Genomic DNA, 21,450 nt, shown 5'->3' on the forward strand with positions numbered 1-21,450 from the left:
CCTTGTGTATACGCTGTCAATCCCGTTGATTTGTCTAGGAGTTTCAGGAGTGTTCACGGTTCGTTCAGCGTGACTCCATGTTTTTAGTCAGCGTGGTCCGGGTGCCGGTATTAATTCAGTTCAGTCAATAAACTGCGTGATGAAAAAATGAGTGCTTGAAAGGCCTTTCGCATTTTCATATTACCTCGGACCATAGTATCCAGTGCTGTATTAATGGTTAGATGACGTGCTATATAAGAACACTACTTTTTATTAATTTTCGGCTCAATCTCGTGAATTTTTTCATTTATTAACTCCAAAGCAGTTGCAATATTTTCGTGCAGGTTTTTGTATTGTCTCATTGCCTCTATATTTTGAACTTGCGTCTCCTTATAATTTGCACTGCTCCTGGACGAGAAAAATGTAGAGAGATACCTGTTCCAACCCGTATTGAATCTTTGCTCCTCTTTCTCTTGACCTTGTATTGCTGTTTCAACCTTCGTTAATGAACTCGTTAAAGTTTCCTGATGCGATTTCAAATCAACAATACTTTCTATGTCATTTAAAAAATCTTCAAGTTTATTAATCAATTCTTCTTTATCCCCGGAAAATTCTAAAATCCATTCTAATGCGCCCATCCTGCTTTTCAATCGTTCCTTAAACTCAATGGCTTTGTCCAAAGAGGGTAATGCAATTTCTGAAGATAATTGTTTTATCACGTCAATTTTCGGTTTTTCATTAACAAACAGTTGCTTTTTGACATTATCAGGAAGGCTTTTATAAAGTGCTCTGAATTCAGGATCCTGCATATCTCTTGATAATATTTCCTCGATTGTATACCTTAATATTTTTCTATCGTCCTCTGTCAGTTGAAAATTAGATCTTTCTTCCAGTGCATGTATCAGTCCGGTGCGAGGATCTTTTTTTCTTTTTAGAAAATCAATCAACTGATTCATATTACGATGTTCTAATGCGAGCATCAGTAACGTTCGTGGATTGCTATCATTTTTCATATAAGAAAAAAAGAATTTTGCCTCGATGCAACTTGGTCTTTTTTGGGGGTCTAAATCGGTGAGCTCTAAAAGGAAGTTAACGAAAATATTTTTATCATTTTCACGGTCTTTGGGTAACTGAAGCAGATTATTGTATGGATGGCCATGAAGTTTGACTTGCCCAGCTATTATCTTCTCAAAGTTCTTGTAATACTCACTAAATAAGATTTTTGGTGTTAATTTATCATCGAGGAGAAAAGCAGCAACAGGACCCGTTGCATAGACATCAGTTGCCGTATACATTTCAGGTTTATCTTCCCACATTTCGGGTGCCAGATATGGAATGGTACCTGTCAATGGATAAAGGGGAGCGCCAGAGCCTATCTCATAGGAAAGGCCAAAATCGGCAAATTCAGGCATTAGACTGCCATCCTTAATAAACATGTTTTCAAGTTTAATATCCGCATGAATAAACCCTTTCTCGTGTATTTCGTGCAAGCGTTGAAAAGCATTTGAAATGATTTCCAGACGGTCATCAAAACTTGTATTTTCCAGTTTGGATTTTCCTTCTATCTTACGTTCCTTAAAATGTAGTAAGTCATCTCCTAGATTCGGCATATAACGATACCATTTTACTTTTTGAACTCTGTTGTCCTTGTCACGAATTATTTTTCTAACCGTTGGTTTCGTCCTTTTTATTATTTTCCGGGTAATTTCATCTTCTTTTTCTATATTCCTTCGTTGGCGATTAACCCTCCTTCTCTCATCATCATCACTGCTGTCTTTATTTCGAGTAAAAACCTCAATTTTTACCACAAAGTCCGGATTTTCAATCTTGGCAGAATTATCTTCATCAAAAACAATATAGGAAGGTGATTTTTTTACCCTGCCCATAGCACCTTCAGCAATATATTCACCGTGAATTTGATATTTTAATTGGTTGGCAGATGTTTTTGATGGACGTGCTTGTATAGAATGGGACAGGCAAACCCATTGTTGCTCACCATGGTCATTTTGCACAAGGTAGGGCTCGTTTTTATCTAGCTTGCCATCCTTATTAATTTCCGGGTTTTCCAGCATTTTTTTTAAAAGCAGGGCATTTGGCCGACTAATGTTATTTGTAGATAAATCTATAACCAGAATATCCTGGTTAAATTGTACACGCCATTCAAATTCTTTATCTCTGTCTTTCTTCGCTGGATCGTCTAGAAAGTCTTCAAAATTATCTTCAGAAAAGCTTTTGAAAGTTACGAGGTAATCTTTACCTGCTTCCAATTTGCCATTTAACAAATTATTCGGGTTTTTTATAAGCTCATTCAAAGCATCTTTAAATCGCTTTTGCTTTAATTCCTCATAATTTGATATCTCTTGCAAATCAATTAGTTGTGACTGCATAGGCTTCACCAATATCATTTTATAGCTCTTGTTAATTAAACTATAGGAGAAATTTTGCATATTATTTTTGCTAATAATACTTTTTAAAGCCTAATATTGCCAATAAATTATACATTTATTGGCAATATTACTCATTTTATCATCGCAAATTGTTAACTTACTGGTGTTGAAATTTTTACTTTTCAGAGTAGGTTTGAACATAAAAACAAGAGTTGTTCTCTTGCTAGGCTCTGAGAACCAATTTTTTTCCGATCGAAAACAAGGCAACTATTGTTGCGCAACAAATAATAATGTCTTGTAGCCCGTCATGAAGGCGAAGCCGTAATGCGGGAAAACGTTTATAAGCGGCACATCAAACCCGCAATACGGCCGCAGGCCTCCTTACGGGCTACTGTTTTTTTGCAAAAAATGGTGGCACGACATTTTTGTTCACAGAACCTAGCATATAAACATCCTAAATGGGCAATATGAATACATCTTGATTGAAATCAGATCTTTTGTTAGTATTTCTGATACTTGGTACGTTTATTTCTTTATATCGGGAGTATAAATATGAAGTTGAAGAAATTAGATTTAGCAGCGTGTTTTCAGGAATATTTAAATTTATATAATCAATTTTATGAAATAAAAAAGTCGTTTGCACAGCATGAGAATGGCCAAAATTCTTTATCTGCAAGCCAATTAGACGAAAATATTACCGAACTTGGAAGTATAAGGGATGAACTGCGCATTATAAAATTTAACGTAGATCATAGGGGATTTTTTAAAACGGATAAAGCGGCGAAAAAATTAGATGACATAGTCACTGTTGTTGAAATTAATCAGTTAGAAAAACAAATGAAATCCTGCAGTAAAAACCTGCGAGAGAACGAGCAAGACTCTCGGGTCTGTAAATAATTTTGTGTAATTGGTCATAGTATATAATCTGCCTATTTTCAGACAGGCATTGAAGAAGAGACAAACTATGACTCATGATATAGATGAATTGGCCAAGGAAATAGCCAAGACGTGTAAAACGCAAGAAGACTTCACTGAGTTTTTTAAACAGCTAAAGCGTCGAGGCTTAGAGGCTGCGCTATCCGGAGAACTTACGCATCATTTAGGCTATGACAAGCATGCCAAGGCTGTTGAACGCAAGAGCAACAGTCGTAATGGGTACAGCAAGAAGACTATTCAGGTTAATGAAGGCGAAATGGAAATTGCGGTGCCACGTGACGAGTCTGTAAAATTTTCTGTGTAACTAGCCATTCCATTATTCAGTAACTCTATCACCGAATTCGATCATAAACCGATTCATAGCTGGCTTCCAGTTGTGGATCGGCATTGTCCATTTCCGAGCAATTCGTTCAATCGCAAGATAGAGCAATTTAAAAACTGATTCGTCAGATGGGAACATTCTTTTATTTTTAATTACCTTTCGCAAAGTCATATTCAACGATTCGATGGCATTTGTCGTATATATGGCTCGACGGATGTCAGCTGGATAATCAAAAAATGGGGTAATACGTATCCAGTCTCTGCGCCATGAGGAGCTTATGGATGGGTATTGGTCGTCCCATTTCTCAGAAAATGCTTCCAGCGCCATTTCAGCCTCAATGAGTGTTTTGGCACTGTAGATTGTTTTTAAATCAGCAGCAAGGATTTTACGGTCTTTCCAGCTGACATAAGCCAATGAATTTCGAATTTTGTGTACAATGCAAAGCTGAACTTTAGCGTGTGGATATACTGTTTCAATGGCTTCTGGAAAGCCAGTAAGTCCATCAACACACGCAATAAATATTTCATCCAGGCCACGATTTTTTATATCTGTCAGTACGTTTAGCCAAAATTTTGCGCCTTCATTTTGGCTAATCCACATGCCCAGAAGTTCTTTGTAGCCATCTGTATTAACACCCAATGCCAAATAGACGGATTTGTTAATAATACCTTTGTCAGTCTTTACTTTAACGACAATACAATCCAAATAAACAATGGGGAAGCAACTATCCAGAGGCCTTGCCTGCCAGGCACGTACATCTGATAAAACCGCGTCTGTCACGCTTGAAATCAATGTGGGTGATATGGTTGTACCATAGATTTCTTCAAGCTCGCTTTGGATGTCGCGTGTACTTAAACCTCGGGCATAAAATGAAATGATTTTTTCATCAAGACCATCAAAGCGGGTAGCGTATTTAGGGATAATATGAGGTTCAAATGTGCCTGTTCGGTCACGTGGCACCGCAATTTCCATTTCGCCTTCATTAACCTGAATAGTCTTCTTGCTGTACCCATTACGGCTGTTGCTTTTGCGTTCAACAGCCTTGGCATGCTTGTCATAGCCTAAATGATGCGTAAGTTCTCCGGATAGCGCAGCCTCTAAGCCTCGACGCTTTAGCTGTTTAAAAAACTCAGTGAAGTCTTCTTGCGTTTTACACGTCTTGGCTATTTCCTGAGCCAATTCATCTATATCATGAGTCATAGTTTGTCTCTTCTTCAATGCCTGTCTGAAAATAGGCAGATTATATACTATGACCAATTACACAAAATTATTTACAGACCCCACGTGACCGAACAGGCACATTTGAACCTCATATTATCCCTAAATACGCTACCCGCTTTGATGGTCTTGATGAAAAAATCATTTCATTTTATGCCCGAGGTTTAAGTACACGCGACATCCAAAGCGAGCTTGAAGAAATCTATGGTACAACCATATCACCCACATTGATTTCAAGCGTGACAGACGCGGTTTTATCAGATGTACGTGCCTGGCAGGCAAGGCCTCTGGATAGTTGCTTCCCCATTGTTTATTTGGATTGTATTGTCGTTAAAGTAAAGACTGACAAAGGTATTATTAACAAATCCGTCTATTTGGCATTGGGTGTTAATACAGATGGCTACAAAGAACTTCTGGGCATGTGGATTAGCCAAAATGAAGGCGCAAAATTTTGGCTAAACGTACTGACAGATATAAAAAATCGTGGCCTGGATGAAATATTTATTGCGTGTGTTGATGGACTTACTGGATTTCCAGAAGCCATTGAAACAGTATATCCACACGCTAAAGTTCAGCTTTGCATTGTACACAAAATTCGAAATTCATTGGCTTATGTCAGCTGGAAAGACCGTAAAATCCTTGCTGCTGATTTAAAAACAATCTACAGTGCCAAAACACTCATTGAGGCTGAAATGGCGCTGGAAGCATTTTCTGAGAAATGGGACGACCAATACCCATCCATAAGCTCCTCATGGCGCAGAGACTGGATACGTATTACCCCATTTTTTGATTATCCAGCTGACATCCGTCGAGCCATATATACGACAAATGCCATCGAATCGTTGAATATGACTTTGCGAAAGGTAATTAAAAATAAAAGAATGTTCCCATCTGACGAATCAGTTTTTAAATTGCTCTATCTTGCGATTGAACGAATTGCTCGGAAATGGACAATGCCGATCCACAACTGGAAGCCAGCTATGAATCGGTTTATGATCGAATTCGGTGATAGAGTTACTGAATAATGGAATGGCTAGTTACACAGAAAATTTTACAGACTCAGACTCTCATTACATTAATAGTAATTATAGCTCTTAAAGTTATCGAATATAGTATGGAGTCATTGTTTTGTGATTTATATAGCCAATCTTCTCACAATAACCTCGTGCCATTGCGTCTGACATCAAAACGATAGAAAGATATTCCAAACCAAGCGTTTTTGCTACAGTAACTCGATGATTTGCCATCGCAGTTGCAATTCCTGATTTTCTAAATTCGGGGAGTACGCAAGCATTATAAAAACCTCCCGCATTGAATGTTTTAAAATTCCGATCAATGGCAAGACTACTCACCCCTGCCGCAACACCATCAATTCTAGAAAGATAATTCATACAGACAGGGTTTTCCATTTCGTACTGTTTCATCGCCCATCTCGCTGTGCTCTCAAGAAGATTCGGGAAATGAAACACCTCACAAAATATTTTTGCAAAGTCATTGGCCTGTTCTTTATTTTTCACCAGTTCAACAGTAATTTTTTCGTGACTGCAAGATAGTTTAGCTTGGTTAAGATCAAGCAACATGCCATAAAAAGGTCCTGGGGACTCAAAACGTGCTTTAAGCATTTCCTCAAACTCTGGTATCTGTGTCTCTGCTGTTATCCAAATCGTTAACGGTTTACCTAACTCATGTTGAAGGTTTTGTAGTTCTTCAATTAATTTTTTCTGATCCAGAGGGTTTTTAATGTAAATACCATTAAAAAAAAGCGCGTCAAGATTTGTTATAGAAATACCAGCTGTTGGATCATATTTTAATGAAGGTTGGATTATTGTGTCTGTTTGGAAAGATTTAAAAACTTCTACAAACGTAGATAGAATGGCTTTGTCTTCTTTTTCCAAAAAAATACTCCGGGGAATCAATCAGTGTCGGAATTTTAACCCATCCTTAACCAGTAATTCCAGCATAAGCTTGCTGATGTGAATTGATTGTCGCACTTGGGGTTTGAATGCACCCCCAAGTATTTTTACATAACTCATTGATTTTAATGGCGTCCCGGGCAGGATTCGAACCTGCGACCTGCCCCTTAGGAGGGGGCTGCGCTATCCAGCTGTGCCACCGGGACTTACGGATGCAAGTCTACCTGCTAGCTGAATAAATGACAACAGATCAGTAAGCCGGTAACCTGCGTTGGTTGTTACATCCCTTGATAATTCGGGCCGCCACCGCCTTCAGGAGCCTGCCATACGATATTTTGCCCGGGATCCTTGATGTCGCAGGTTTTGCAATGAATACAGTTTTGTCCGTTAATCTGCAGGCGAGGGCCGGATTCTTCCTCGACGATTTCGTAAACAGCCGCGGGGCAATAACGGGTTTCCGGAGAGGCGTAGAGTTTGTAATTAACGGAAATAGCCAGTCCCGGATCACGTAATACCAGATGACAGGGTTGGTTTTCTTCATGGTAGGTATTGGACAGATAAACGGAAGAGAGGCGATCAAACGTCAGAATACCGTCCGGTTTGGGATAAATGATTTTTTTAGCTTTGGCAGCCGGCAACAGGGTGGTGTGATCGACATGGTGTTTCATTGTCCATGGTGATTTGCCATGGGTAATATAGGTTTCAAACGCGGCGTTAAGAAGTCCCGCGGCCAAGCCGTATTTGAATCCGGGTCTTATGTTTCTGACGGCATAGAGTTCCGAGGCAACCCAGGATGATTTGATCCTGTCGCTATAGCTTATTGGTTCAATCTGGTCTTCATGTCCTGGTTCCGGAATGGATAGGATGGTCTCAAAGCAGGCCGCGGCGGCAAGCATACCGGATTCTATGGCGCTGTGAATACCTTTGATTTTGGGAACATTCAGGAAACCTGCCGCGTCACCGATTAACGCCCCTCCCGGAAAAGTCAGTTTCGGCAGGGATTGCCAGCCGCCTTCGTTGAGTGCACGCGCTCCGTAGCCGATGCGTTCTCCGTCTTCAAGGATATGGCGGACAAAGGTGTGGGTTTTGAAACGTTGTAACTCCGCAAAGGGATTAAGCCAGGGATTGCGGTAATCCAGGCCGACGACAAAGCCAAGTGCAACCCTGTGATCGGAGAGATGGTAAATAAAGGAACCGCCGTAGGTTTTGTAATCCAGGGGCCAGCCGACCGTGTGAATGACAGTGCCCGGTTGGTGTCTTTCCGGTTTGACCCGCCAGATTTCCTTAATGCCCAAACCGTAAGTTTGCGGCTGTTTGTTGTCCCGTAATTGAAAACGATGGATGAGATTCTGGCTTAACTGGCCGCGACATCCTTCGGCAAACAGTGTTTGTTTGGCGAGCAGGTGCATGCCTGGTTGAAAATTCGGTGTTTTTTCACCGGCTTTATCAATCCCTACATTTCCTGTCGCAACGCCGGTTACCTGACCAAGATTATTATAAAGAATGTCGGTAGCCGGAAACCCGGGGTAAATTTCACAGCCCAGTTGTTCGGCCTGGTCTGCGAGAAAGCGGCAGAGCTCGCCGATGCTGATGATGTAATTGCCATGATTTTTCATCGGCTTGGGTGTGGGGAGACGAATGGCGCGTTTGCCGGTAAGAAAATAAAAGGAATCATGAGTCACGGCCGTATCCAAAGGCGCGTTTTCCCAACTGTCCGGCAATAAATCCCGCAAACTACGGGGATCAAGAACTGCGCCTGATAAAAGGTGTGAACCGATCTGTGCGCCTTTTTCCAGAATACAGACACTGATTTCCTTACCACTCTCGGCAGCCAGTTGTTTAAGTCTGATGGCTGCCGACAAGCCTGCGGGACCTGCGCCGACAATGACGATATCATATTCCATCGTTTCGTGTTCCACGTCGTAATCCTTTCCTGCAAAATGTAGAAAGATTACCTTACTGACGTTTAATATCAAGGTTTTTTAGAGGAGTTGGCAGGTATGATATACAAGACGGCGACAGACACGGAAGTAAATGCCCGCATGGCATAGCGCCAAACGGACATTCTTATGGCGTATCAGGATATTGTGCAACTGCTGGTACCTTTGTAGCCCGGAGGCAGCTCTATCGGTGCTCGACTGTTTCCTCGCCCACGATGCGGATTATTATGGAAAATATGCCTGTTTTGTGCCTGTGGCGTATTATTGGCTATGGAAGCATTCTTTTGTTCTTGTCGAGTGTTGTTCCCGGTTATAGTCGGGTTTTTATTGTCCTTGTTTTCTTCAGTTGACGTGGCAACAGTAATCGCTTCTTTTTCCACACTCATTGCTTTCTCGCCATTGTCGGCAGACAACGTACTATCTAATGGATTGAAAGAAGGGAAATTTTTAATAGAGGCTCTATCAAAAATGACCGGGCAATTGATATCGATAAATTCATCTGAAAAAATGTATTTTATTCCCAGAAGTTGTATCATATTCCCTCTTTGCTGGTATTTAATAAAGCAGGCATCCTGCAGATAGTCACTGTATTCAGGACTTTCATCGACTGCTTTTGAAAACAAATCCATCATTTCCTGTTCATTTTTGAATATCCTGTTTTTATTAACATATTCGCGTTTTCCGTCAAAATTCCACACATAATTTGTTCCAAAACCTTCCGGCCAGTCGACCTGTTTTCTTGTATTGGTATCAAGAAAAAAATTTTGAACAATTTTCTCATCAATTTTAAAATTGTTATGATAAGACATCTTTAATGATCGTACGGGTATACTGATTAGTGTATATAGAGTCGGCTTATGATTTTCTTTTGTCGCTCCGGTAGCCTTTAACCAGACCTCATCACTCGAAGCAATGTGTCTCCAATCGTTATTGATCTCTTCCAGTCTGGCCAGTTCTCTAGGCCCTAAGAAGGTCATCACGTGCTTCAGGAGTTCATGGTATCCTTTGGGATCAAGGGGATTGGGTGTTTCTTGTTTGGCACGACTCATAATGTCTCCGGTTTGGTTATTCAATAACTCTCCAAACAAATAGTATTAAAATAATAAAATTTGATTGAGATTGAAGCATTTTATACATTCAACCTTAAGGAATTGTTAAAAAAATGTAAAAATTATGTAAGAACTTTCCTGAATAAATGGAACGGAATTCGATGAAATCTGCATGATGCTCAGGGTTTGTCGAGTCTCCGAGTTGTGAATACGAATTATTCGCTTTTTTTATTCCGTATCAGGACAATCAAGAATTCATGTGACCGGAGATTTGATCATGAGCAGGCAAGGTAAAGTGCGGCAAAATTCCTACATCATCCCGGATACCGATACGCTGCCCCGAACGTTACCGGCGTTTTTCTGGCGCTTTCTCCGCCAGCAGCCCTGGGCTTTTTTATTGTTTTTTATCGCACCGATGGCGTTAATTCTCGAAACCAACATCATTCCCTATGCCTTGAAAATGATAGTAGATGGTATCAGCGGCAATGAAGCCAGTCGTACCTGTATTTTTCATGTTCTTGCTCCGGCTCTGTGGTTGGGCGGTGGAGCCTGGGTTGGTATGGTGACGATCATCCGTTTGCAGAACTGGTGGCAAGGGTATGTGATTCCACGATTTCAGGCGCAAATACGTATGACGGTTCTGGATTACCTCTCTCAACATTCTTATCATTATTTTTCCAATCAAATGGCCGGCAGCCTGGCTAATAAAGTAAACGACCTGCCGCGCGCCATGGAATCCATCCGGATGATCATCAGCTGGAATATGATCGCAACGTTTTCCGCGATACTGGTTGCCTTATTGCTGATGATGACTATTAACGGGTGGTTTGTGGCTCTCTTGCTGGTTTGGGTCGTACTGCAATTATTCATCAGTGTTCGTTTTGCCCGCAGGATTAATAGATATTCCGAGAAAAACGCCGAAGACATCAGTACAGTGAGTGGTAAAATTGTCGATGTGCTTACCAACATCAGCGCGGTTAAATTGTTTGCAGGGCGGCAAAATGAACTGTCTTACGTGAGCCGCAGTCAGGAGCAGGAATTTAACAGCAATAAAAAACTCATCATTTTCATGAATGTGTTTCGCTTGTGTCTTGATATACCGGTTTCTGTCATGCTGGTGGTTATGGTCTATCTGCTGATTACCTTCTGGCAACGCCATCTTATTTCTACAGGGGATGTTGTTTTTATCTTTTATTCTTTCTTTTCCATCATGGGGCAGATGTGGTTTTTAAGCCATGCCATGGCCGACTTGTTCCGTGAGACAGGCGTTGCCAGGCAGGCATTGTCTCTGATTGCAACGCCCATTGAAATTAAGGATAAACCGACAGCCGCGACATTAATGGTTCCAGACGGGGATATTCAATTTGAACGAGTCAGTTTTCATTATCATCAAGGTCAGCGTGTGTTTGAAAACAAGTCCGTTCATATCGCCCCGAAAGAGCGTGTTGGTCTGGTGGGTTATTCCGGTAGCGGCAAGACGACGTTCACCCATCTCCTGCTTCGTTTTTTTGAGGTTGAATCAGGCCGCATTTTAATCGACGGCCAGGACATCAGTAGCGTTACCCAGCAATCGTTGCGCAGCCATATCGGTATGATTCCCCAGGATCCCACCCTGTTTCATCGTACTTTACTGGAAAATATCGCCTATGGAAAGCCGGAAGCCAGTCGGGATGACGTTATCGAGGCAGCCAGACTGGCGCATTGTCATGAATTTATTATGAGTCTGCCGCGAGGTTACGACACCCTGGTCGGGGAGCGTGGCATGAAACTGTCCGGCGGTCAGCGTCAGCGAATTGCCATAGCGCGTGCGATTTTAAAAAACGCCTCTATTTTGATTCTGGATGAGGCAACATCCCAACTGGATTCGCTAACGGAAGAATCGATCCAGGCGGCGTTGTTTGAATTGATGAAAGATAAGACAACGATAGTGATCGCCCATCGCTTATCGACATTATTGCATATGGACAGGATTCTGGTGTTTGATAAAGGCAGGATCATAGAGGATGGAAGTCATCCTGAGTTAATGGCCCGGAATGGTTTATACAAGGCGATGTGGGACAGTCAGGTGGGAGGTTTTTTGCCTGACGAAAAAAAATAAGGATGTCGTATGAAATATGGCGAGGATTATGCAGGAGGCCTGGCGCTGGATTTTTTTGAAAGTGCCGGGATGGAAAGTCTTGATGGCCTGGCTGAGCAGGATAAAGCGCTGGTTATCGCCCGTAATGTGCTGCGGGTTCTGACAATGGGAGGTGAGGAATCCTGGCAGAATATCCTCAACCGGAAAACGATTAACGCCGTGTTAATCGAGCGGGATCATGATTTAACTCGTGCGTTGCGGCTTGCTTTCCAGCAGGGTTTCCACCATGTTTATTCCCAATTGCAGAACAGGGAACTGGATTTGCCGCAACACCGCCAAGCGGAGCTTTTTATCAGTAATTGTCTCATGTTGTTGCCGTTTGGCGATATCACGCCGTATGAATTTTTCTCTATCCCGCAATGGGTGAATAACCGCTGGCAGTTAATTGATTACCAGGTCGTGCCCATTGAGTTAACCCCGACTTCGGGATTTAAGAAACTGTTTCTCAGTGATAATGATCGGGTGTTTGCTTATGGGTTGGAGCCTGTCAACCACGCCTATGCCGAACCACATTTGATTTTCATGGGTACGACCTATCCGGCCGGCCAGGGCTTTTTCCCGCAGGTCAACAGCGATTTGGAAAGTTTTGAAACCGCTGGAAAGAAATTATACCGTAGCGGGCGAGAGCGCATTGTAAAATGGATGGAAAGGCAAGGTCGAAAAATTCATGTTTGTGGCGCCAGTCTGGGTGGCGCCTTGTCCCTTCTGCTCGCCCTGGATCAAGGGGCGCGTATTTCACGGGTCGACGCATTAAATCCCCCGGGATTATACAATTCCTGGCGTAAAAGCCGATTTGATCGCTGGGATGAAACGGTAGAAAAACCGCCTGTTTATATCCAGAAACAGGGCAGTGATCTGGTTTCGCGTTTTGGGATCTGGAAAGAAGGCTGGCGTGTGATACACGTTATCCCTCCCGAAAAGCGACGGAGGTTCCGCTCGCTGATGGATCATGCCCTGATGTATACCGGCCTGGCAGAAACGACGTTTAAAAGTGTTGATACCCAGGCGGATAATGAGGAACGCAAGGTACGGGATTTCCTGCTATACACCATTGCGAGAAGTGCGGTTTATTATGGTGGGCTTGTCCCATATCGTTATGTTGTGTTACCGGTTATGCGCTATGCCTGGGAACATAAGTTTCAAATTGGTTTGTTTTTAGCGTTGAGCGCACTTTTTCTGGTTGTGCCCTTGTTTCCTGCGGGGCTGTTTATTCCTTTATTACCGGCTGTGGCGTTGGTTGTGATCAACGCGGTACTTGCCGCTTTCCTGGTGAGTTATTTGCTCGATAATCTTTTTGGTTTTGTATTGGATCAATATGGCAATAAAACGCAATCGGATTTTTCCCGATTAGCGGACTGGATCAGGAAGCAACCTGCCTGGGTGACGCCCGTATTCGCTATTGGCGCGTTATCATTGGCCGCGTCGACAATAATCACATTATTTGTTGCTCCCCTTGTTGCAATGGCCATTCCGGTGGTGACTTTGTTTGTTTTTAAAAGCTGGTCTCTCATGAGAACATGGTTAGGGTTTAATGAGGTCACCCAGGCAAAATGTCATGATCCCCAACTGCCCCGTAACGAGAATATGGATATCTATATAAATAAACTGGATGCGAGTCTCAGCCTGCAGGAACTGGGGGACTATTATTTTGCCAAACGCTGTTTGCTGGCGGATAAACCTTATATTCCCGGGGAAAGTGATAAACGCCGGGAACAATACGATGGGCTGTCCAAACACGAATTGATCACACAATGCGCCAGCGAGAAGGCCTCCCTGAAACGAGTCAACGTACACGCCTCGCGGGCGAAAATTCATGAAATCAGGCAAATGGCCGCGTTGGTAAATCGCTTCGGGATCCATCATTCCCAACCTTTAAGCAGAGAAAACGCAGGATCCCTGATGGATGATTTACACGCTATAGAAACGTCGTATCAGCAGGGCAAACTAGCGTCTGTTGCAGGATGAACTCGTGGTATTGAAATTCAGACGGCTTCAAGAATTGCCGCAACCCCCATGCCGCCGGCGGTACAGATGGAAATCAAGCCGCGTCCCTTGCCGGTTTGATGAAGCATTTTTGCCAGTCCGGCGACAATTCGCGTTCCTGTTGCCGCAAAAGGATGGCCAATGGCGACGCTGCCGCCCTTAATATTCATGAGTGAACGGTCAATGGGTCCCAGAGCCTTTTCCCGATGCAGGATATTGCGGCAATACTCATCAGACTCCCAGGCTTTTAAGGTACATAGAACCTGTCCTGCGAAGGCTTCGTGTATTTCATAAAAATCAAAATCCTGCAGGGATAGCCTGTTTCGTGTTAACAATTCGCTGACCGCCAGAGTCGGTGCCATTAACAAACCCTGTCCCCCGACAAAATCAACGGCGGCAACCTGGGCGTCAACAAAACGAGCCAGTAGAGGATGGTCGTATTTATTAGCCGTGTCTTCACAAACCAGATAAACGGCGGACGAACCATCGGTCAGAGGGCTGCTGTTTCCTGCGGTGAGAGTGCCGCTGCCGCTGGTGTCGAAAACCGGAGACAAGGCGGCCAGTTTGTCCAGTGAGGAATCGAAGCGAACCAGTTTGTCGCGTTTAAGTCCTTGGAACTCATAAACCAGATCGTCATAAAAGCCTTGTTCATAGGCTTTTGCGGCATTTTGATGGCTTATATTGGCCAGTTTATCCTGGTGCTCGCGGTTAATTCCCCATTTTTTGACCATTTTTTCGGTATGCTGTCCCATGGACAGTCCGGTACGTGGTTCGGCGACCGTCGGGTATTGGGGTTTGAAGTCATGGGGGCGGAAAGAGCTCAGGGCTTTTAGTTTTGCTGTCCAGCTTCTGGCCTGTTTCAAGGCCAGAAGTTTATGCGTGAAAGAAGGGCGAAACAAAACCGGTAAATCGCTGTTGCTGTCGACTCCACCTGCAATGCCGTCATCAATCTGGAAGTTGGCGATTTTCAAAGCGATTTGCAAGGTTGTTTCCAGACTGGTACCACAGGCGCGCTGCAGCGTGTAGGCAGGTGTATGGGCATTGAGCGTGGTTCCCAAAACGGATTCGCGGGCCAGATTCCAGTTCAGGGAGCTGTTGATGACGGCTCCCAACCCGACATCTCCAACGATGCGATTGTCGAGCTTCATGACATCGACGAGGTGTTGCAGCGATGCGATCATCAATTCCTGTACGGTCAATTGGCTGTAATCCGTCATGGATTTGACAAAAGGGATTCTGGCGCTTCCTGCGATGTAAACGGGTCTCGTTTTCATAATGGATTTGTTTTATGGAGTATACTTACAAGTCTAGCTGAAGTATTTTGGTTATACTTGATTTATTAATACAATGTGGCGGAAAGTAAAATGAAGATATTGTTGGCAAGCTTTATATTATTGATGAGTACGGTATTGTTTGCCGAAAATACCATGACAGCGGATGTTCATCCTGGCCAGGAAAAACTGACGATAACGCTGCCATCCAATCCCACTACCGGTTATAGCTGGACGGTAAAAAAATACGATAAATCATTATTCAAATTGCTATCAAGTCGATATTTGGCTCCCAAAACCCAATTAATAGGGGCGGGTGGAAACATGTTGTTTGTGTTTAAAGTAATAAAAGCCACGCCTCAACCGGAAACCAGTGTCATGGAGTTTCTCTATGCCCGCCCCTGGGAGCCTGACAAGGGAACCTTGAAAACAGTAACCATTCGTTTTCAGAAAGATACCAGGTAACATGAACGAAATGGTTTATCGGACGAAAATAAGGCGATTATTGTTCTACAACAAATCATGGTTCCCTGGCTCCTGCCACAATATTGAACCATGAAACCCGCAATACGGCCGTAGGCCTCCTTACGGGCTACGGTTTTTTTATAAAAAACATGTAGCCCGTCATGAAGGCGAAGCCGAAATGCGGGATAACCACTCACCTGTTTCCCCGATGCAATATTGGTACATCAAACCTGCAATACGTCCGCAGGCCTGCGGACATGAACTTTTTTCTACGGCGTCCTTGGCGATGCCGTTTATGACGATGTTTTTTTTCTGAAAGGAAGATACCTTGGTTCCCAAAAACGTTCCTCTATGAGTTTGTCCAAATCGGCATCCTGATTCTTTTGTGCTAACCCTTCTTCGATGGCTTTTTGCGCCACTGCTACGGCGATTTTTTTTGCGACAAGCTGGGCATCGTCCAAAGAGGGCAGCAAGGGAAGAAAGCTGTCTTTCCTGCTGGGAGAGTGTTGGCTCAACTCCTCGGCAGCAGCCCAAATCATGCTTTTGGTTAGCCGTGATGCACGAACGGCCAGGACGCCAAGGCCAATACCAGGGAAAACAAGGGCGTTATTACACTGCGCGATTTGTACAAGCCTGTTTTGATATTCCACCGGCGGGAAGGCGGTACCCGTGGCGATCAAAGCCTTCCCCTGGCTCCAGACCAGGATATCCGCGGGTTGAGCCTCGCATCGGTCATCGGGATTGGACAGAGGGAAAATGATCGGGCGTTCACAGGTTCTGGTCATGCTTTCCACAATATCCTGAGAAAACGCGCCGGGTTGTGCGGAACAGCCAATTAATATGGTTGGTTTGACATGACGGATCGTATCGGTCAGGGAGGGATGGGTTTTATCGTGAATGGACCAGTTAGCGATCTCCTTTTCCTTACGGGCATAGGGTTTTTGTGCTTCGGTCAATTCATAATCCGATGCCAGTAAAAGACCTTGCCGGTCAATTAACCAGAAACATTGATAGGCTTCTTCCTGACTGAGTCCCCGCCGCATCAAGGCATCGGCAATCTGATCGCTGATGCCTGTTCCCGCCGAGCCCGCGCCAAAAACGACAATACGGTGATCCTCCAGTTTTTTCCCTGTGACCTCGCATGCCGCGAGCAAGGCGGACAGTGTCACAGCGCCGGTACCCTGGATGTCATCGTTGAAGGTGCATAATTCATCCTGAAACTTGTCCAGGATGCGTCTGGCGTTACTGCGGCCAAAATCTTCCCAGTGCAGAAACGCTTTGGGAAAATGTTTTTGAATGGCGCTGACGAAATCGAAAATAAAGGCGTCGTATTGCGCGGTGTTCACGCGAGGATGGCGGCAACCGAGATAAACCGGGTCGTTGAGCAGCTCTTGGTTGTTGGTACCGACATCAAGAAAAACCGGCAAGGTTCGTGTGGGATCAATACCGCCGCAAAGGCTGTACACCATCAGCTTGGCAACCGGAATATCCATGCCGCCAATGCCTTGATCGCCAATACCCAGAACCCCCTCACCATCGGTCACGACGATCAGATCGATATCAGGATTGGAGCGATTGCTGATGATTTCCCCAATCAGATTTTTATCGGAGTGGGCAATATACAAGCCCCGCGGCTGGCGGTATTCGTGGCTGAAGCGTTTTACGGCTGTACCAACAATAGGGGTGTAAATAACAGGCAGTAACTCCGCTAAATGACGGCTTAAAAGCTTGTAGAAAAGTATCTGATTTTTGTCATGAAGGTTATTTAGGTAAATATGTTGCTGTAATCTTGTTTTATAGCCCGAACATTGTAAATAGACACGCTTGACCTGTTCATCCAGGCTTTCCACACGATGCGGTAGTTTACCCAGCAATCCGAAAGCGTGACGCTCTTCCTGGGTAAAAGCGGTACTTTTGTTTAACTGCGGTATGGTCAGCAGCGGTTTGCCGGTGATGGATGTTTCAATAAACAGTTCACCGGTCTTGTCATCGCGTACAATTTTAAAATCCAGCATGGCTTTTTCGCCTGGGTTGAAGTGGCTATAAAATAGCGAATCAAAGACGTTTATTCAATGTTTCCCGTCGGATAATTCATCGATTTCAAACGGCTCCGGAATCATGTCGCAAACATGGACGCCGCTTTGTGCGAATGACTGGAATCAACCGTCTGTCGTCATAGCTTAAGTCGCTAACAAATGGTAATATCACTTGTTTTAAAATAACTCCTTGAGGTCGTGATGGCAAAGTATTTAATCATGGTATGCACCATGCTGATGTTGAATGCGTGCGTTGCCCAGGATGAACAGTATTATCGTTTAAACCCGCAATCCTTGCAGAAAGCCATTAAAAACTGCCCGGAGAAGCAACCAGGTACGGTAAGTTGCGAGCGTCTTCAGGAAATCGCGTTTCAGGTTAATCAGCTAGCGTATCAATTACAGAAAAATCCGCAAGGTTTCGGTCAGAAAATATTAACGTTACAGCAAGAGCTGGCCAAACAACAGGAAGCGTTGAAACAAAACCCCGAACAACCGGATTTAAGGGCGAAGATCGATAAAAACCGGGCAAGTCTCACCCAATATCTGGCCATAGTTAAATGGCTGGAATCCCCGGAGGGTTAATGAATGAGAATTTTAGTAAGCAATGACGACGGGGTTCATAGTCCGGGTATTCGTGCGCTGGCAAATGAAATGGCGACGATTGCTGACGTGGACGTGGTCGCGCCGGACAGGAATCGGAGCGGCGCCAGTAATTCCCTCAGTCTGACCAGGCCAATCAGGGTCTGGCAGCTGGATAACGGTTATTATAGTGTGGAAGGAACGCCGACAGACTGTGTGCACATGGCTTTAACCGGTTTTCTGGATTCCATGGCCGATATCGTTGTTTCAGGTATTAATGACGGGGCGAATCTTGGCGATGATATCCTGTATTCGGGTACCGTGGCCGCGGCGATGGAGGGGCGGTATCTGGGATTGCCCGCCATCGCTTTTTCCCTGGTCGGGAACGGCAATATCCGGCATTACGACACGGCGGCTGTCATTGCCCGTCATCTGGTCATGAAAATGCGAACCAATTTACTGCCGGCCCAGACCATATTAAATGTGAATATTCCGGACATTCCTATTGATAAAATCAAGGGGCTGGAAGTGACTCGTCTGGGTACGCGCCATGGCGCGGAACCTACCGTAAAGGAATATGACCCCAGGGGGCGGCCGATATACTGGATCGGACCCCCCGGAATGGAATCGGATGCCGGCCCCGGTACCGATTTTCATGCCGTCAGTAATGGGAGTGTATCCATAACACCGCTGGATCTGGATATGACTCATTATCGGGCTTTTGAACAACTGTCAAGCTGGGTGGATGGAATCAATTGGGACTAATGAAACTGTTTTCCTGGCTATACGACAAAACCCTTTCGTGGTCAGGCCATGCCCATGCGCCGTACTATCTTGCCGGGGTTTCCTTTGCGGAGTCGTCCTTTTTTCCTGTTCCGCCTGATGTCATGTTAATTAGTATGGGGCTGGCGGCTCCCGAAAAATCCTGGCGTTACGCATTTATAACGACTTTGTTTTCGACATTGGGCGGTGTGTTCGGTTATCTGATTGGTTATTACGGCATTGAGTTTGTTCAAACCTGGCTAATTTCCTCATCGTTTCATGACAGTTATTTCCATGTTATGCAATGGTTTAAGACTTATGGGATATGGATTATTTTTCTGGCCGGTTTTTCCCCCGTGCCGTACAAATTATTTACCATTGCAGCAGGTGCCTTGCATATGGCTTTCCTTCCTTTTCTTATCGCGTCGTTTATAGGAAGGGGGTTACGTTTTTTTCTGGTTTCCAGTATTTTGTTTTATATGGGAGAGCGGTTAAAAACCGAACTTCGCCGCTATATTGATAGAATAGGCTGGTCATTGCTCGCCATAGTGGTGGCGGTTTTTTTCCTGGTTAAATGGGTGATCTGAGAATTCATTATGAGCAGGTATTACCTGTTGTTACTACTTGTTTTTTTGGCTGGCTGCGAGCAACGCACGGATCTTGCGCCGGTTGTGGAATTAAAATGGCGGCCGCAGACCAGACATGTCAATACTCATGTGGTTAAACGCGGTGAAACGCTTTATGCGGTGGCGTTTCGATACGACAAGGACTACAGGGCGCTTGCTGTCTGTAATCATTTAAATAGCCCCTACGCGTTGAGGGTTGGTCAGGTCATATCACTTAAAGATAGTAATTGCGTCCCTTCACGGACTCGCGCCTCACACCCGAGAACCGGAATAGCCGCAAAATCCGAAAAACGCCCGATACGTCGTTCCGTAAGTCGTTCGGTAACGAGATATGCCCCCGGTGCCTGGCAATGGCCGGCAAAAGGGCGGATTGCCAACCGTTTTATTCCACGGCAGGGAAAAAAAGGCATAGATATTGCTGGGAAAAAGGGGGAGATTGTTCGGGCATCCAGGGGTGGTATAGTTGCTTATGCTGGTAATGGTCTACCCGGATATGGTAATTTAATTATTATCAAACATGATGGGCGATTTCTTACTGCGTACGGCAATAATTTGCGAAACAGGGTTAGAGAAGGCCAGAGAGTAAAAACAGGCCAGATTATTGCGGATATGGGTGTTGTGGATAGAAAATTCTGGGGTGTTCATTTTGAAATCAGGCAATCGGGGCAGCCTGTTAATCCTATGAATTATTTACAAAAAGGTTGACAGACAATACTCAAGTGTTGCAAAAATAAGTTTAAGTGTTTTTTCTTAAAGTAAGAGATTGAAACACAATAGGTGAAACCATGCAGACTGATGATGATTCGACAAAAGAAACGATAGTTCCAAATGATGATTGGGAAGGGTCTGCTGACGATTCACTGCTCCCTGATGAAGAAATAGAAGCGGACGCTGAAGAAGCTGAAGCGGAAACTGAGGAGAAGCCGGATTTTTCGGATGAAGATGCTTTCCCAAGTTTTCACCGGGGCAGGCAAGCGTCCAAGGTTATGGATGCCACTCAATTATACTTAAGCGAGATAGGTTTCTCGCCACTCCTCTCTGCTGAGGAAGAGGTGCATTACGCTCGCCTTGCTCTGAAAGGCGATGCTGCCGCTCGCAAAAAAATGATTGAATCGAATTTACGTTTGGTCGTGAAGATTTCACGGCGTTATCTGAATCGCGGTTTGCCGCTGCTGGATTTGATCGAAGAAGGAAACCTGGGGTTGATGAAGTCCGTTGAGAAATTTGATCCGGATCGAGGATTTCGTTTTTCAACGTATGCGACATGGTGGATTAGACAAACCATTGAGCGCGCCATCATGAATCAAACCAGAACCATTCGTTTGCCTATTCATGTTGTCAAGGAATTAAATGTCTACCTGAGAGCGGCGCGTCAGTTAACTCAGAAGCTGGATCACGAGCCATCCCCGGAAGAAATTGCCGAAATGGTCGATAAACCGATTGAAGATGTAGAAAAATTACTCGGTTTAAATGATAAAGTAGCTTCGGTGGATACTCCAATCGGTTACGATGAAAACAAATCACTATTAGATACCATCGCCGATGAAAACAGTATGAATCCGGCAGAACTTTTGACTGATGAAAATTTACGCGCTCATATTGAATCCTTGCTGGATAAACTCACGGAAAATCAGCAGCAGGTTATCGCGCGTCGTTTTGGCTTGCGAGGCTTTGAAAAGGCCACGCTGGAAGACGTCGGCAAGGAAATCGATTTAACCAGAGAACGTGTAAGACAAATCCAGGTGGAAGCCTTGAAAACACTCAGAACACTGCTTGAGCGCGTCGGTTTGACACAGGAAGATTTATTTTAACCTGCCTGATAAAAGCCTCTTCCCGTGTGTGAGTAT

General features: G+C 44.3%; 16 protein-coding genes, 1 tRNA gene and 2 pseudogenes. 11 read left to right on the forward strand and 8 right to left on the reverse strand.

The window, feature by feature from the left end; all coding sequences use genetic code 11:
- Nucleotides 1-242 precede the first annotated feature (242 nt).
- Complete coding sequence (locus CKW05_RS06260) at nt 243-2,366, reverse strand: protein kinase domain-containing protein (RefSeq protein WP_162264429.1); 2,124 nt, start codon at nt 2,364-2,366, stop codon at nt 243-245.
- Between the two features lie 552 nt (nt 2,367-2,918).
- Between CKW05_RS06260 and CKW05_RS06265 the strand changes: the two genes are divergently transcribed.
- Nucleotides 2,919-3,263, forward strand: coding sequence for a hypothetical protein (locus CKW05_RS06265; protein ID WP_095140587.1), 345 nt, complete (start codon nt 2,919-2,921; stop codon nt 3,261-3,263).
- A 67-nt stretch (nt 3,264-3,330) separates the two neighbouring features.
- Nucleotides 3,331-3,597 (forward strand): annotated as a pseudogene (locus tag CKW05_RS06270) (transposase); the annotation flags it as partial.
- A gap of 21 nt (nt 3,598-3,618) precedes the next feature.
- Here the strand turns inward: CKW05_RS06270 and CKW05_RS06275 are convergent.
- Nucleotides 3,619-4,824: an IS256 family transposase gene (locus CKW05_RS06275; protein ID WP_058483852.1), complete on the reverse strand. Its 1,206-nt coding sequence runs from the start codon at nt 4,822-4,824 to the stop codon at nt 3,619-3,621.
- A gap of 71 nt (nt 4,825-4,895) precedes the next feature.
- On the opposite strand from CKW05_RS06275, the pseudogene CKW05_RS06280 reads away from it, so the two are divergent.
- Nucleotides 4,896-5,867: pseudogene (locus CKW05_RS06280) on the forward strand (IS256 family transposase); the annotation flags it as partial.
- Nucleotides 5,868-5,942: 75 nt separating this feature from the next.
- Here the strand turns inward: CKW05_RS06280 and CKW05_RS06285 are convergent.
- From CKW05_RS06285 to CKW05_RS06300, 4 genes are all read right to left on the reverse strand, one after another.
- Nucleotides 5,943-6,737, reverse strand: coding sequence for a GNAT family N-acetyltransferase (locus CKW05_RS06285; RefSeq protein WP_058482474.1), 795 nt, complete (start codon nt 6,735-6,737; stop codon nt 5,943-5,945).
- A gap of 147 nt (nt 6,738-6,884) precedes the next feature.
- Nucleotides 6,885-6,961: transfer RNA gene (locus tag CKW05_RS06290), tRNA-Arg, on the reverse strand.
- A 72-nt stretch (nt 6,962-7,033) separates the two neighbouring features.
- A complete protein-coding gene (locus tag CKW05_RS06295) occupies nt 7,034-8,674 on the reverse strand; it encodes an electron transfer flavoprotein-ubiquinone oxidoreductase (RefSeq protein ID WP_058482475.1) in 1,641 nt (546 codons plus the stop codon).
- 158 nt (nt 8,675-8,832) lie between these two features.
- Entirely contained in the window at nt 8,833-9,744 is a 912-nt protein-coding gene (locus CKW05_RS06300; protein WP_058482476.1) for an F-box protein, read from the reverse strand.
- Between the two features lie 277 nt (nt 9,745-10,021).
- Between CKW05_RS06300 and CKW05_RS06305 the strand changes: the two genes are divergently transcribed.
- Entirely contained in the window at nt 10,022-11,842 is a 1,821-nt protein-coding gene (locus tag CKW05_RS06305) for an ABC transporter ATP-binding protein (protein WP_058482477.1), read from the forward strand.
- Between the two features lie 9 nt (nt 11,843-11,851).
- Nucleotides 11,852-13,846: a hypothetical protein gene (locus CKW05_RS06310; RefSeq protein WP_058482478.1), complete on the forward strand. Its 1,995-nt coding sequence runs from the start codon at nt 11,852-11,854 to the stop codon at nt 13,844-13,846.
- 17 nt (nt 13,847-13,863) lie between these two features.
- Here CKW05_RS06310 and CKW05_RS06315 read toward each other — a convergent pair whose 3' ends face one another.
- A complete protein-coding gene (locus tag CKW05_RS06315) occupies nt 13,864-15,138 on the reverse strand; it encodes an acetyl-CoA C-acetyltransferase (RefSeq protein WP_058482479.1) in 1,275 nt (424 codons plus the stop codon).
- Nucleotides 15,139-15,228: 90 nt separating this feature from the next.
- On the opposite strand from CKW05_RS06315, the gene CKW05_RS06320 reads away from it, so the two are divergent.
- Complete coding sequence (locus CKW05_RS06320) at nt 15,229-15,600, forward strand: protease inhibitor I42 family protein (RefSeq protein WP_058482480.1); 372 nt, start codon at nt 15,229-15,231, stop codon at nt 15,598-15,600.
- Between the two features lie 293 nt (nt 15,601-15,893).
- On the opposite strand, the gene CKW05_RS06325 is transcribed toward CKW05_RS06320, so the two are convergent.
- The gene (locus CKW05_RS06325) at nt 15,894-17,615 is read right to left on the reverse strand and encodes an NAD-dependent malic enzyme (protein ID WP_058482481.1); all 1,722 of its coding nucleotides are present in this window, start codon (nt 17,613-17,615) and stop codon (nt 15,894-15,896) included.
- Between the two features lie 222 nt (nt 17,616-17,837).
- Here CKW05_RS06325 and CKW05_RS06330 point away from each other — a divergent pair, with 222 nt between their 5' ends.
- From CKW05_RS06330 to rpoS, 5 genes are all read left to right on the forward strand, one after another.
- Nucleotides 17,838-18,218: a hypothetical protein gene (locus CKW05_RS06330; protein WP_058482482.1), complete on the forward strand. Its 381-nt coding sequence runs from the start codon at nt 17,838-17,840 to the stop codon at nt 18,216-18,218.
- A gap of 3 nt (nt 18,219-18,221) precedes the next feature.
- Entirely contained in the window at nt 18,222-18,980 is a 759-nt protein-coding gene (gene surE / locus CKW05_RS06335; RefSeq protein ID WP_058482483.1) for a 5'/3'-nucleotidase SurE, read from the forward strand.
- Nucleotides 18,980-19,564, forward strand: a complete 585-nt coding sequence (locus CKW05_RS06340; protein WP_058482484.1) for a YqaA family protein — start codon at nt 18,980-18,982, stop codon at nt 19,562-19,564. Before surE ends, CKW05_RS06340 begins: the two co-directional genes overlap by 1 nt.
- 9 nt (nt 19,565-19,573) lie before the next feature.
- On the forward strand, nt 19,574-20,308 hold the full coding sequence (locus CKW05_RS06345; protein WP_058482485.1) for a peptidoglycan DD-metalloendopeptidase family protein: 735 nt from the start codon (nt 19,574-19,576) through the stop codon (nt 20,306-20,308).
- An 80-nt stretch (nt 20,309-20,388) separates the two neighbouring features.
- Nucleotides 20,389-21,414 carry an RNA polymerase sigma factor RpoS gene (gene rpoS, locus CKW05_RS06350; protein WP_058482486.1) on the forward strand — a complete coding sequence of 342 codons (1,026 nt, stop codon included), beginning with the start codon at nt 20,389-20,391 and terminating at the stop codon, nt 21,412-21,414.
- Nucleotides 21,415-21,450: the final 36 nt, after the last annotated feature.

This window comes from Legionella spiritensis, from assembly GCF_900186965.1.
GTDB lineage: Bacteria > Pseudomonadota > Gammaproteobacteria > Legionellales > Legionellaceae > Legionella_C > Legionella_C spiritensis.